Source organism: Pseudomonas sp. FW300-N2F2 (genome assembly GCF_017351655.1).
GTDB lineage: Bacteria > Pseudomonadota > Gammaproteobacteria > Pseudomonadales > Pseudomonadaceae > Aquipseudomonas > Aquipseudomonas fluorescens_AA.
Genome location: NZ_JACNDQ010000001.1, coordinates 1514568 through 1528072, shown reverse-complemented (window position 1 = coordinate 1528072; position 13505 = coordinate 1514568). Strand labels below are relative to the sequence as shown.

Sequence of the window (13505 nt, the reverse complement as noted above, 5' to 3'; positions counted from 1 at the left end):
TGGGAGCGAGCTTGCTCGCGATGGCGTCGGCACCTGCAACATGAATGCAAGCTGACTCACCGCTATCGCGAGCAAGCTCGCTCCCACAGGCTCTGCATCAAACACAGCATCCCCTGTGGACGCAGTATCAGTCGGTTGCTGCCTCCGCCCCCACATTGAACTGCAACGCCGCCAATCGCGCATACAGCGCATTGTTGGCGACAAGCTCCTGGTGAGTGCCCACGGCAACCACCTTGCCCTGGTCCATCACCGCGATCCGATCGGCATTTTTCACCGTGGCCAGGCGATGGGCGATCACCAACGTCGTGCGGTTTTTCATCAGGCTGGGCAAGGCTTGCTGGATCAGGTGTTCGCTTTGCGCATCGAGGGCGCTGGTGGCTTCGTCCAGCAGCAGGATAGGAGCATCCACGAGCAACGCTCGGGCGATGGCCAGGCGTTGGCGCTGGCCGCCGGATAACCCGAGGCCGCCGTCGCCCAGGTGCGTCTGGTAGCCGTCGGGCATTTTTTCGATGAAGTCGTGGGCGTGGGCGATCTGCGCGGCCTCGCGTACCTGCTCCGACGTCGCCTCCGGGTTGCCATAGCGGATGTTCTCTTCGACCGTGCCGAAAAACAGCGCCGGGCTTTGTGAAACCAGGGCGAAATGCCGGCGTAGGTCCAGCGGATCGAGTCGAGTCAACGGTACATCGTCGATCAGGATCTGCCCTTGCACGGGATCATAGAAACGCAGCAGCAAATCGTAGACCGTCGACTTGCCCGCGCCGGAAGGCCCGACCAGGGCCAGGGTCTCACCGGCCTTGATACTCAGGTCGAGGCCGTCGACCGCATAACTGTCCGGCCGGGACGGGTAGGAGAAACGCACGCCTTCGAGACGCAAATCGCCGCGGACCCGCGCCGGCAAGGTCACGAGGCCTGAAGCCGGCGGCTGGATGATGTTTTCCGAACGCAGCAGCTCGGCAATGCGCTCTGCCGCACCGGCTGCCCGCTGCAACTCGCCAATCACTTCGCTCAGGGTCCCGAAGGCACTGCCGACGATCAGGCTGTAGAACACGAACGCCGCCAGCTCGCCACCGGAAATCCGCCCGGCGATCACATCCATGCCACCGACCCAGAGCATCACCCCCACCGCCCCCAGCACCAGCACGATCACCAGCGTGATCAACCAGGCCCGCTGGGCAATGCGCTTGCGAGCGGTGTCGAAGGCCTGCTCCACCGTCACGGAAAAACGTTGTTCGTCCTGGACCTGATGGTTGTAGGCCTGCACGGTCTTGATCTGGCCGAGGGTTTCGGAGACATAGCTGCCGACGTCGGCAACGCGGTCCTGGCTCTGGCGCGACAGGCTGCGCACCCGCCGGCCGAAGACCAGGATCGGCGCCAGCACCAGCGGCAATGCGATCACCACGATGCTGGTGAGTTTGGGATTGGTGATGAACAGCAGCACGATGCCGCCCACCACCATCAAGACATTGCGCAAAAACAACGACAGCGACGAACCGATCACCGATTGCAACAAGGTTGTATCGGTGGTCAGTCGCGACTGGATCTCCGAACTGCGGTTGTTTTCGTAGAAACCGGGGTGCAAGTACACCAGATGGTTGAAGACCTGCCGCCGGATATCCGCCACTACCCGTTCGCCGATCCACGACACCAGGTAGAAACGGGCAAAGGTACCGATCGCCAGCCCCACCACCAGCACCATGAACAAGCCGATGGATTGATTGAGCAGGTGCGGTGAGCGGGTCATGAACCCCTGGTCCACCAGCAAGCGGATGCCTTGGCCCATGGACAAGGTAATGCCCGCGGTGACAATCAACGCCAGCAAAGCGCCGGCGACCTGTTTGCGATAAGGGGCGATGAAGCCGCTGGCCAGGCGTATGGCACGGCGATGTCGGGAAGAAAGCATCAAAGGCGTCCGATAATGCAGCAGGAAAAAAGCCAGCTCGCGACGCCGAAACGCAGCGGAACCAAGTTGAATCGCAATGAGTCAGGTTAAATATGACCACTATGACTAGCGGCTAGATGTTATCGGTCTAAAGTCTGGCTGGAAACGCAACTGTGTTTCTGATTGAGTGGAGGTGTCGCCATGAACCTACAAGGAGTGTCATGGCTCGGTCACCTGGCGACATTAAAGTAGGCACACAACCTGATGAGGAGACAGGCCATGTCCTTGCAACACAGCAGCGACGACAAGATTCAAGTAATCCGCACGCAACCGGACCAGTCTCTGGGCTGCTCGTTCATCGATGCCCAAGGGCGCGAAGTACCGATCACCGAAGACATGATCCAGAAAGCCTGCAGCGAGCTGGAAAAACGACTGGTCAAGCCTGCCGAACAAAAGTGATACAGCCCGTCTTCAATTGGACCCGACGTTGATGTCGGGTTTTTTATGCCTGCCGGACAGACACCTGTGGCGAGGGAGCTTGCTCCCGCTGGGTTACGAAGCAACCCTATCCTTAAGGCTCTAAAAGCGACGACTGCTGCGCAGCCGAGCGGGAGCAAGCTCCCTCGCCACAACAGCCGTGGCTAAACCAGCGCGGCACCCAGCGCCGTCACGATCTGTTGCAAAGCCGCCGACTGCCCTTCGATACGCACCTTCAGGCTGTCGATCTCCCGCCGTGGCGGATAATGCTTGCGCAAGGCATCGAAGGCGCGGCGTTGCTCATCGACGGTGCCCACCAGGCTGCGGCGAAAATCCGCATCGTCGCGACGTGGGTCGTACACGCTCCGGCACAACGCCGCCAAGGCCCAGGCCGGGTCGGTTTCGGCATCCAGGGTGATGCCACCCAGCCACGGCCGAGGCAACAGGTCACTGAGGCTGACTTCAACCGGTCGTTCCAGGAACGCGCACAAGGCCTGGTAGATCTGGGCCGTGCCACGCTGGCGACCATCGAGGCTGTAACCGGCAATGTGCGGGGTGGCGATCACGCACAAATCGGCCAGGTCCACATCCACGGTGGGCTCCTGCTCCCAGACATCCAGCACCGCTTGCAGGTCTTCGCGCTCCAGCAACACCTCGCGCAGCGCGGCGTTATCGATCACTGGCCCTCGAGCCGCATTGATCAGCCAGGTCCCGGGCTTGAGCTGGTTCAGGCGCGTTTCGTCGAACAGGTGCCAGGTCGGTTGCTCGCCGTCGCGGGTCAACGGGGTGTGCAGGCTGATCACATCGCACTGCTCGATGATCTGCTCCAGGCTCACATAGTCGCCGCCCTCGGCGGCCTGACGCGGTGGATCGCAGACTTTCACGGCCCAGCCCAGCCCCTTGAGCACCTCGATCAACCGTCCGCCCACCTGGCCCGCACCGACCACGCCGAAGGTCCGCTGTTCCAGCGCCGCACCTTCGATTTCTGCCAGGGTCATCAGGCTGCCCAGCACGTAGTCCACCACGCCACGGGCATTGCAGCCGGGTGCACTGGCCCAGCGGATCCCCGCCTCGGCAAGATAATCCAGGTCCAGGTGGTCGGTGCCGATGGTGCAAGTGCCGACGAAGCGTACCTTGCTGCCTTCCAGCAGGGCCCGATTGACCTGGCTGACCGAACGTACCAGCAATACATCGGCGTGCTCGACCATCGTCCGGTCGATCCCCCGGCCCGGTACCCGGCGGATTTCGCCGAATCCTTGGAAGAACGCATCAAGCAGGGGGATGTTTTCGTCGGCGACGATCAGCATGGCAGAGCTCCTTTGGCGGGATGGGCAGTGTAGGCGTTCCTCGCCTCAATGGGCCAGCGCATTACTTCAGTGAACGATGGTGTGGCGAGGGAGCTTGCTCCCTCGCCACGGGTAAAAGCTGGAACGCTTACAAATCCACAACACAGGTTTTTTCCTGACTACTGCGTCAAGGCGTAGAATTCGCCGCCTCGCGCTTAACCCTTTCGGACGCTTGCCCTGTGAATCCTGTCATCGACACCCCCGCTCCCCTCTCCCGCCCGGCCCGGGTACGCCTGGAATTCAAGACGTTGCTGGCCCTGGCCTTGCCGATCATGGTGGCGCAACTGGCAACCACCGCCATGGGCTTCGTCGATGCGGTGATGGCCGGTCGGGTCGGTCCACGGGACCTGGCGGCCGTGGCCCTGGGCAACTCGATCTGGGTGCCGGTGTTCCTGTTGATGACTGGCACCCTGCTGGCAACCACCCCGAAAGTGGCCCAGCGCTTCGGTGCCGGTACGTTCGACGAGATCGGGCCGCTGGTACGCCAGGCGCTGTGGCTGGCGCTGGTGGTGGGGTTGATCGCGACACTGGCGCTGTTCAGCGCCGAGCCGATCCTGCACATCATGAAAGTCGATCCCGAATTGATCGGCCCGTGCATGGAATACCTGCGGGGCATCGGCACGGGCCTGCCGGCCGTGGCGCTGTATCACGTACTGCGCTGCTTCAGCGACGGCCTGGGTCGCACGCGACCGGCGATGGTGCTGGGGCTGTGCGGGCTGGCGCTGAACATTCCGCTCAATTACATCTTCATCTATGGGCACCTGGGCGTGCCCGCCATGGGCGGCGTCGGTTGCGGCTGGGCCACGGCCATCGTGATGTGGGTCATGGCCCTGGGCATGGCCGGTTGGGCGCGGTGGGCAGCGGCCTATCAGTCGAGCCGGTTGTTCAGCCGTTTCGACTGGCCGCAATGGGCGGTCATCAAGCGCCTGCTGGGCATCGGCTTGCCGATCGGCATTGCGGTGTTCGCCGAGTCGAGTATTTTCGCGGTGATCGCCCTGCTGATCGGCAGCCTCGGCGCCACCGTGGTGGCCGGGCACCAGATCGCGCTGAACTTCAGTTCCCTGGTGTTCATGATCCCCTACTCCCTGGGCATGGCCGTCACCGTGCGGGTCGGCCAGGCCCTGGGGCGGCGGCAGCCTCGCGAAGCGCGCTTCGCCGCCGGAGTGGGCATGGGCACGGCCCTGGCCTACGCTTGCCTCTCGGCGAGCCTGATGTTCGCGTTGCGCGGGCCTATCGCGGCGATCTATACCGCCGATCCGGTGGTGATCGAGGTGGCATCGATGCTGATCGTCTATGCGGCGCTGTTTCAGTTTTCCGATGCGATCCAGGTCACGGCGGCAGGCGCATTGCGCGGCTACCAGGACACCCGGGTGACGATGATCCTGACCCTGTTCGCCTATTGGGGCATCGGCCTGCCAGTGGGTTACGCCCTGGGCCTGACCGACTGGCTCGGCGCGGCCAGCGGCCCGAGCGGATTGTGGCAAGGCCTGATCGTGGGATTGAGCTGCGCGGCACTGATGCTGTCGATCCGTCTGGCACGTAGCGCGCGCAAGCAGATCCGCCTCAGCCGCTCGACGGGTTAAGCGAGTTTCTTGCGGATCCAGTAGAGGTAGGTGCCCGCCTCTTCCTGCTGGGCCACCAGTTCGTGGTCCAGGAACACGCAAAACTTGGGGATGTCGCGGCGGGTCGAGGGGTCGGTGGCGATGACTTTCAGCAGGCCACCGGGGGCCAGGTCGCGAATGTGCTGGTGCAGCATCATCACCGGTTCCGGGCAATTGAGGCCGGTGGCATCCAGCGTGCCGTCGACCGGCGTGTCGTTCATTTCACTCATGTTCTACTCCTGAAACTGGCCGGCATTGTCGCGCAATGTCGGCGTTCGGTCACCCCTGGCGTCACACTGCCTCCTGTGGGAGCGAGCTTGCTCGCGATAGCGGTGGGTCAGCTTGAATCCATATTGAATGGACCGACTTCATCGCGAGCAAGCTCGCTCCCACAAGATTTCGATCTCCCGAGGGCTAGCGGGATTTCGGCTTTTTCGTGTCCAACCGCCGCAGATGGCAGGTCACTTCCTCACGGTCGTGATACAGCTGCTTGCAACCGATCTCGACCTTGATGCCCCGGGCCTTGAAGCCATCGGCGATACGCTCGAGCAGGCGCTTCACCTCGGCATAACGCTGTTTCATCGGCAGCTTGAGGTTGACCACGGCCTCGCGGCAATGGCCCTCGCCAATCCACTCTTCCAGCATCGCCGCATTGCGCGCGGGCTTTTCGACGATGTCGCAGACCATCCAGTCCACCGGCTGCTTGGGCTTGAACGTGAAACCGTCCGCCATCAGGTGTTGCACCAGGCCGGTATCCATCAGGCTTTCGGCCATCGGCCCGTTGTCGATGGCCGTCACCAGCATGCCACGGTTGACCAATTGCCAGGTCCAGCCGCCTGGCGCGGCACCGAGGTCCACGCCGGTCATGTCACTGTGCAGGCGCTCGTCCCACTGCTCCCGAGGGATGAAATGGTGCCAGGCCTCTTCGAGTTTGAGCGTGGAGCGACTCGGCGCTTCCCGGGGGAACTTCAGGCGCGGGATGCCCATTGGCCACATCGCCGAATTATCCGCGTCCGCCAGGCCCAGGAACACTTCGCGGCCACTCTTGAACGTCAGCAGCAGGCGCGGCTTGTGCGGGTCGTCCACCAGCTTGCCGGCCCCGCTCAGCGCTTTGCGCAGCGGGCCTTCGAATTTCTTGCAGAAGTTCGACAGCTCCTTGCCGTCATTGGTGTCGACCACCTCCAGCCACAGGCTGCCGCAGGTCGGGAACGCCGTCATGTGAGCCAGGATCACGCTGATACGGTCGGTTTCCGGCAATTCAATGAACGTGCCCCGCGCCCACTGGCGCGGAAAAATCAGCTCGGCAAAACGCTGCCCGCGCATCAGCCGCTCGGCGCCGTCCTCTTCAGTACAGACAAATTCGGCGCAGGCACTGGCCGGTTTGGCCTTGGCGTAGCCGGCCACGTTGAGCCGGGCCGCGTGCTCGGCGATCTCGGAACAGACCTCGCCTTCGAAGCCGGGCCGACAATGCATAAAAAGCGTGTTCATTGAAACTCCGTAGCAAAGCCTGTCACGAAAACCGCCGCATGATAGCGGAGTTCGGAACCGCGAACCTTGCTATAGAGTCCAGTGATTAGTCATATGCTCAAAACAGGGCTAGGTTAAAGGCTCTGTCCGTCCCCCTCAGTCCGTAGCCGTGCGGACTCAAAGGAGTGATTTCAATGCCGTCCCTCGATAGCCTGAAAACCCTTAAGACACTGCAAGTCGACGCCAGGACCTACCACTACTTCAGCCTGCCGGATGCCGCCCGAAGCCTGGGTGACCTGGACAAGCTGCCCATGTCCTTGAAGGTGCTGCTGGAAAACCTGTTGCGCTGGGAAGATGAAAAAACCGTCACCGGCGCCGACCTCAAGGCCCTGGCCGGTTGGCTCAAGGAACGCCGTTCCGACCGCGAGATTCAATACCGCCCGGCACGGGTGCTGATGCAGGATTTCACCGGCGTCCCCGCCGTGGTCGATCTGGCCGCCATGCGCGCCGCCGTGGAAAAGGCCGGCGGCGATCCCCAGCGGATCAACCCGCTGTCACCGGTGGACCTGGTGATCGACCACTCGGTGATGGTAGACAAGTTCGCCAGCAGCCAGGCGTTCGAGCAGAACGTCGACATCGAAATGCAGCGCAACGGCGAACGCTACGCCTTCCTGCGCTGGGGCCAGAGCGCCTTCGCCAATTTCAGCGTGGTGCCGCCAGGCACCGGCATCTGCCACCAGGTCAACCTTGAATACCTGGGCCGCACCGTGTGGACCAAAGAAGAAGACGGCCGCACCTACGCCTTCCCCGATACCCTGGTGGGCACCGACTCCCACACCACCATGATCAACGGCCTCGGCGTACTGGGCTGGGGCGTCGGCGGGATCGAGGCGGAAGCGGCCATGCTCGGCCAACCGGTGTCGATGCTGATTCCCGAGGTCATCGGTTTCAAACTCATCGGCAAGCTGCGCGAAGGCATCACCGCCACCGACCTGGTGCTGACCGTCACGCAGATGCTGCGCAAGAAAGGTGTGGTGGGCAAATTCGTCGAGTTCTATGGCGACGGTTTGGCCGACCTGCCCCTGGCCGACCGCGCCACCATCGCCAACATGGCTCCGGAATACGGCGCCACCTGCGGTTTCTTCCCGGTGGACGAGGTGACCCTGGACTACCTGCGCCTGTCCGGGCGTCCGGCAGAAACCGTGAAGCTGGTGGAAGCCTATTGCAAGGCCCAGGGCCTGTGGCGCCTGCCCGGCCAGGAGCCGGTCTTCACCGACACCCTGGAGCTGGACATGGGCAGCGTCGAGGCCAGTCTCGCCGGGCCCAAACGCCCTCAAGACCGGGTTTCGCTGCCGAATGTCGGCCAGGCTTTCAGCGACTTCCTGGGGTTGCAGGTCAAACCCACCAGCAAAGAAGAAGGCCGCCTGGAAAGTGAAGGCGGCGGTGGCGTCGCGGTGGGCAATGCCGACCAGGTGGGCGAAGCCGAGTACGAATTCGAAGGCCACACCCATCGCCTGAAAAACGGCGCGGTGGTGATTGCCGCCATCACCTCGTGCACCAACACCTCCAACCCCAGCGTGATGATGGCCGCGGGGCTGCTGGCGAAAAAAGCCGTGGAAAAAGGCCTGGTCCGCAAGCCTTGGGTCAAGAGCTCCCTGGCGCCGGGCTCCAAGGTGGTCACCGATTACTACAACGCGGCCGGCCTGACCGAGTACCTGGATAAACTCGGTTTCGACTTGGTGGGCTATGGTTGCACTACCTGTATCGGCAACTCCGGGCCGTTGCCGGACCCCATCGAGAAAGCCATCCAGAAAGCCGACCTGACCGTGGCCTCGGTATTGTCGGGCAACCGCAACTTCGAAGGCCGGGTGCATCCACTGGTGAAGACCAACTGGTTGGCCTCGCCGCCGCTGGTGGTCGCCTATGCCCTGGCCGGCACGGTGCGCCTCGACATCAGCAGCGAGCCGCTGGGCAACGACCGGGACGGCAAGCCTGTGTACCTGCGGGACATCTGGCCCAGCAGCCAGGAAGTGGCCGCCGCCGTGGCCCAGGTCAACACCAGCATGTTCCACAAGGAATACGCCGCCGTGTTTGCCGGTGACGAGCAATGGCAGGCCATCGAAGTGCCGCAAGCGGCGACTTACGTCTGGCAGGATAACTCGACCTACATCCAGCACCCACCGTTCTTCGACGACATCGGCGGGCCGCCACCGGCTGTCAGGAACGTCGAGGGCGCCCGGGTCCTGGCCCTGCTGGGCGACTCGGTGACCACCGACCATATCTCCCCGGCCGGCAACATCAAGGCCGACAGCCCGGCCGGTCGCTATCTGCGCGAACAGGGCGTGGAGCCACGGGACTTCAACTCCTACGGCTCCCGACGCGGCAACCATCAAGTCATGATGCGCGGCACCTTCGCCAATATCCGCATCCGCAACGAAATGCTCGACGGCGAAGAAGGCGGCAACACGATCTACATCCCCAGTGGCGAACGAATGCCGATCTACGATGCCGCCATGCTCTACCAGGCCACGGGCACGCCCCTGGTGGTGATCGCCGGCCAGGAATATGGCACGGGCTCGAGCCGGGACTGGGCGGCCAAGGGCACCAACCTGCTGGGGGTCAAGGCGGTGATCGCCGAAAGCTTCGAGCGCATCCATCGCTCCAACCTGGTGGGGATGGGTGTGCTGCCGTTGCAGTTCAAGCTCGACCAGAACCGCAAGAGCCTGAACCTCACGGGCCGGGAAACCCTGGACATCCTGGGGCTCAATGACGTCGAACTGACGCCACGGATGAACCTGCCCCTGGTGATTACCCGCGAGGATGGCCGCCAGGAACGGATCGAAGTGTTGTGTCGGATCGATACCTTGAATGAAGTGGAATACTTCAAGGCGGGCGGGATTCTTCACTATGTGTTGCGGCAATTGATTGCAGGTTAAGCACGCCCCCCTGTGGGAGCCGAGCTTGCTCGCGATAGCGGTGGATCAGCCTGCATCTGTGCTGAATGCTCCGCCATCATCGCGAGCAGGCTCGCTCCCACAATAGATTCTGGCTGCTCACAGACGCAGCGTTCGACCCTGATCCCCTGTGGGAGCGAACTTGCTCGCGATAGCGATGGATCAGCCAGCATCAGTGTTGGCTGACCCATCGCTATCGCGAGCAAGCTCGCTCCCACGGCTACTTAACAGGCGCTGTTTTGTATGAGCCCGCCTATAATCCCGCCGGCACTCACGCAACCGCGTCAGTCAACTGCCTGCCCCTCCTGCGCATGAATCTGCATGGACACAAATGTGCTCTTTGCGCGACACGGTGGCGTCGAAGCCCCGACGGCCGCCCTCGCCCAGAGCTTTCCCGCTAAAAGGATGTTGTATGCCCGCTTTACCCTGGCTTCACCTGGCCCTTCTTTCCACAGGCTATGGTCTGGCGCTGGTCTATGGCCATCTGGCCTGGACCGCGCTCATCTCGGTGGCGCTGCTGCTGTTCGCCGGTTACGCGGTGCGCCAGCAGGAAATGCCGGTGGGCCGGTTTCTCGGGCACGTCCTGTTTCTGGTGATGGCCTTGGCCCTGGCGATGCACTGGATGCCAGGCTTCTTCAACGGCCGGGCCATCCCGGCGCAACGCTTCACCGATGATGCGGCACGCTTCGCCATGTACCTGAACCAGGACAAGCCGCTGATCGGCTTCTGGCTGTTGCTGGCCTGCCCCTGGATCGTCGGCCGGCGCTCATTGCGCCTGTCGGCCCAGGCCACGGCGCTGGGCCTGGCGCTGAGCGCGGTACTGGCCCTTGGCGGCGCGATGCTGCTGGGGATGATCCACTGGGCGCCGAAATGGCCGGACCATGCCTGGATGTGGGTACTTAATAATCTTTTATTGGTCACGCTCGTGGAGGAAGCGCTGTTTCGTGGCTACATTCAGGGGGGCCTGAGTCGGCGCTTCAAACATATGGCCCAAGGCGACAACCTGGCGTTGCTCCTGGCTTCGTTGCTGTTCGGCCTTGTGCATGCGGGCGCGGGTTGGCAATGGGTGCTGCTGTCGGGCCTGGCGGGGCTAGGTTACGGCCTGGCGTATCGTTTTGGCGGCCTGGGCGCGGCGATTGCCACGCACTTCCTGCTCAACCTGCTTCACTTCGCCCTATTTACCTATCCGATGCTGGCGTGATAGCGACAGGCAAAAATAACTTCAACTAAAACCTGACGGCGCCGACAACCTTTCAAAGCCTTGCGGATCTACACACCATGCGTAACAACCAACCCGTCACACAACGCGAAAGGACCTTCCCGGCCCAGCAACGATTGATTTCGACCACCGACGCCAAGGGTGTGATCACCTACTGCAACGACGCGTTCGTTGAAATCAGTGGGTTTTCGAAGGAAGAATTGATCCGTTCGCCGCACAATCTCGTGCGCCATCCCGATGTCCCATCCGCTGTGTTCGCGCACATGTGGGACACGCTGAAACAAGGCTTGCCATGGATGGGCATCGTCAAGAATCGCTGCAAGAGCGGTGATCATTACTGGGTCAACGCCTATGTCACGCCCGTGTTCGAGGGCAATCAGGTGGTCGGCTATGAATCGGTGCGGGTCAAACCCTCCGCCGAGCAGGTCGCCCGCGCCGAAGCCCTGTATCAGCGCATCAACCAAGGCAAATCCGCGGTTCCGGCCAGCGACAAATGGTTGCCGATGCTGCAGGACTGGCTGCCGTTTATCCTGGTCAGCCAACTCAGTTTCGTCGTCGGCGCCTTCCTGAACTCCCACTGGGGCTTTGCCCTGGCCGCCCTGCTGTCGGTGCCATTGGGGCTGATGGGCCTGCAATGGCAACAACGCGGGATCAAGCGCCTGCTGCGCCTGGCCGAGCAAACCACCTCCGACCCACTGATCGCCCGGATGTACACCGACAGCCGCGGCGTCCAGGCACGCCTGGAAATGTCGATCCTCAGCCAGCAAGCGCGCCTGAAAACCTGCCTGACGCGCCTGCAGGACACCGCCGAGCACCTTAACGACCAGGCTCGCCAGTCCAACACGTTGGCCCATGACAGCTCCAGCGGCCTTGAGCGCCAGCGGGTGGAAACCGAACAGGTCGCCACGGCCGTCAACCAGATGGCGGCAACGACCCAGGAAGTCGCCAGTCACGTGCAGCGCACCGCCGATGCCACCCAGGAAGCCAATCGCCTGACCAGCCGCGGCCGCGACATCGCCGGGGAAACCCGCGAAGCCATCGAGCGGCTGTCGGTGGTGGTCGGCGAGACCGGCAACACCGTGACTCAGTTGGCCAAGGACAGCGACGAGATCGGTGGCGTGGTCGACGTGATCAAAGGCATCGCCGACCAGACCAACCTGCTGGCCCTCAACGCCGCCATCGAAGCGGCCCGTGCCGGTGAGATGGGGCGCGGCTTTGCCGTGGTGGCCGACGAAGTACGACAACTGGCACAACGCACCAGCGAATCCACCGGGCAGATCCATGCCCTGATCGCCAAGCTCCAGCAAACCGCCAACAATGCCGTGCAAACCATGGAGGCCGGCCACCGCCAGGCCGAAGAAGGCGTGGCGCGGGTCATGGAAGCGGACCAGGCATTGGTGGGCATCAGCGAAGCGGTGGCCCACATCACCGACATGACCACCCAGATCGCCGCCGCCACCGAGGAGCAAAGCTCGGTGGCCGAGGAGATCAGCCGCAACATCAGCAACATCTCGGAACTGGCCGACCAGACCTCCGGCCAGGCCCACAGCTCGGCGCTGCTGAGCGAAGAACTGACCCGCACGGCGAATTCGCAGTACTCGTTGGTGGAGCGGTTCAACCGCTGATTTCAGTGGGCAATCCAAAAACCCGGACAGCGAACGCTTCCGGGTTTTTTGTTGCCTGAGCAGCCGCCATCGCGAGCAAGCTCGCTCCCACAAGGGGGTTGTGAACACCACAAATCCAGTGTGGGAGCGAGCTTGCTCGCGATGAGGCCCTGACAATCAACAAAGCGCTTATTGAAGAAACGCCGCCACCTTGCCCGCCGCCGCCTCCAGATGCTGCTCATGACTGAACCCCGACGCCTTCAGCGGCTTGAGGTCATGATCCCCCGCCACCAGCCACATCACCTCAATGCTCGGTGACAATTCATACCCCTGCACCGCCTCCCGGTTACCCAAGGCATCGCGCTCGCCCTGGACGATCAAGGTCCGGGTCTTTAACCCTGCCAAGTGCTCGACCCGCGGTTTCTCCGGCTTGCCCACCGCATAGAAGGGATAGCCCAGGCACACCAGCGCATCGGCGCCCAGCTCATCGACCAGCAGACTCGCCATGCGCCCGCCCATGGACTTGCCGCCAACGACCAACCGCCCAGCGACATAAGGCCGCACCGTGGCGTACACCTCACGCCAGCATTCCAGCAGCTTGGGTGCCGGGTTGGGGGGACGCTTGCCCCCATCCTGGCGCCGCTGGGCCATGTAGGGAAACTCGAAGCGCAACACGTTGACGCCCCGTACGGCAAGGCGCGCGGCCATTTCCTCCATGAAGCCGCTGTCCATCGGTGCACCGGCACCGTGGGCCAGGATCAGGGTTGGCGGCTCCGCGCCCGCGCCCGGTTGCGCGGCCGTCCACCGCCAACCGTGTTGCTCCACGCACCGCGCCCATTGATCCCCGTCAATACTGGCCTTGTGCTGTTTGTCCATGCTTGCCTCGCTTTTAGTCTGCCTATAACTCCAGGCGAAGAACGCCGCACTGCCTTGCGCAGGCGCTCACTTCGGCTGAACC

Annotated in this window: 10 protein-coding genes; 5 read left to right on the top strand and 5 right to left on the bottom strand. The window is 62.9% G+C overall.

What is annotated here, in order from left to right; all coding sequences use genetic code 11:
* Positions 1-127 precede the first annotated feature (127 nt).
* Entirely contained in the window at positions 128-1900 is a 1773-nt protein-coding gene (locus tag J4E63_RS06925; RefSeq protein ID WP_207281459.1) for an ABC transporter transmembrane domain-containing protein, read from the bottom strand.
* A 258-nt stretch (positions 1901-2158) separates the two neighbouring features.
* Between J4E63_RS06925 and J4E63_RS06920 the strand changes: the two genes are divergently transcribed.
* A complete protein-coding gene (locus tag J4E63_RS06920; RefSeq protein WP_003199629.1) occupies positions 2159-2338 on the top strand; it encodes a PA1571 family protein in 180 nt (59 codons plus the stop codon).
* Positions 2339-2520: 182 nt separating this feature from the next.
* On the opposite strand, the gene pdxB is transcribed toward J4E63_RS06920, so the two are convergent.
* Positions 2521-3663, bottom strand: a complete 1143-nt coding sequence (gene pdxB, locus J4E63_RS06915) for a 4-phosphoerythronate dehydrogenase PdxB (protein WP_207281458.1) — start codon at positions 3661-3663, stop codon at positions 2521-2523.
* A 218-nt stretch (positions 3664-3881) separates the two neighbouring features.
* Between pdxB and J4E63_RS06910 the strand changes: the two genes are divergently transcribed.
* Positions 3882-5285: an MATE family efflux transporter gene (locus tag J4E63_RS06910; protein WP_310650695.1), complete on the top strand. Its 1404-nt coding sequence runs from the start codon at positions 3882-3884 to the stop codon at positions 5283-5285.
* Here the strand turns inward: J4E63_RS06910 and tusA are convergent.
* Entirely contained in the window at positions 5282-5533 is a 252-nt protein-coding gene (gene tusA / locus J4E63_RS06905) for a sulfurtransferase TusA (protein ID WP_003183455.1), read from the bottom strand. The genes J4E63_RS06910 and tusA overlap by 4 nt on opposite strands.
* 184 nt (positions 5534-5717) lie before the next feature.
* Positions 5718-6791, bottom strand: coding sequence for a 23S rRNA (cytidine(2498)-2'-O)-methyltransferase RlmM (rlmM, locus tag J4E63_RS06900; RefSeq protein WP_207281457.1), 1074 nt, complete (start codon positions 6789-6791; stop codon positions 5718-5720).
* A gap of 173 nt (positions 6792-6964) precedes the next feature.
* Between rlmM and acnA the strand changes: the two genes are divergently transcribed.
* From acnA to J4E63_RS06885, 3 genes are all read left to right on the top strand, one after another.
* Entirely contained in the window at positions 6965-9706 is a 2742-nt protein-coding gene (gene acnA / locus J4E63_RS06895) for an aconitate hydratase AcnA (protein ID WP_207281456.1), read from the top strand.
* A gap of 430 nt (positions 9707-10136) precedes the next feature.
* Positions 10137-10925, top strand: coding sequence for a CPBP family intramembrane glutamic endopeptidase (locus J4E63_RS06890; protein ID WP_207281455.1), 789 nt, complete (start codon positions 10137-10139; stop codon positions 10923-10925).
* A 77-nt stretch (positions 10926-11002) separates the two neighbouring features.
* Positions 11003-12568 carry a PAS domain-containing methyl-accepting chemotaxis protein gene (locus J4E63_RS06885; protein ID WP_207281454.1) on the top strand — a complete coding sequence of 522 codons (1566 nt, stop codon included), beginning with the start codon at positions 11003-11005 and terminating at the stop codon, positions 12566-12568.
* A gap of 168 nt (positions 12569-12736) precedes the next feature.
* Here the strand turns inward: J4E63_RS06885 and J4E63_RS06880 are convergent, their stop codons facing one another.
* Complete coding sequence (locus J4E63_RS06880) at positions 12737-13423, bottom strand: alpha/beta family hydrolase (RefSeq protein ID WP_207281453.1); 687 nt, start codon at positions 13421-13423, stop codon at positions 12737-12739.
* Positions 13424-13505: the final 82 nt, after the last annotated feature.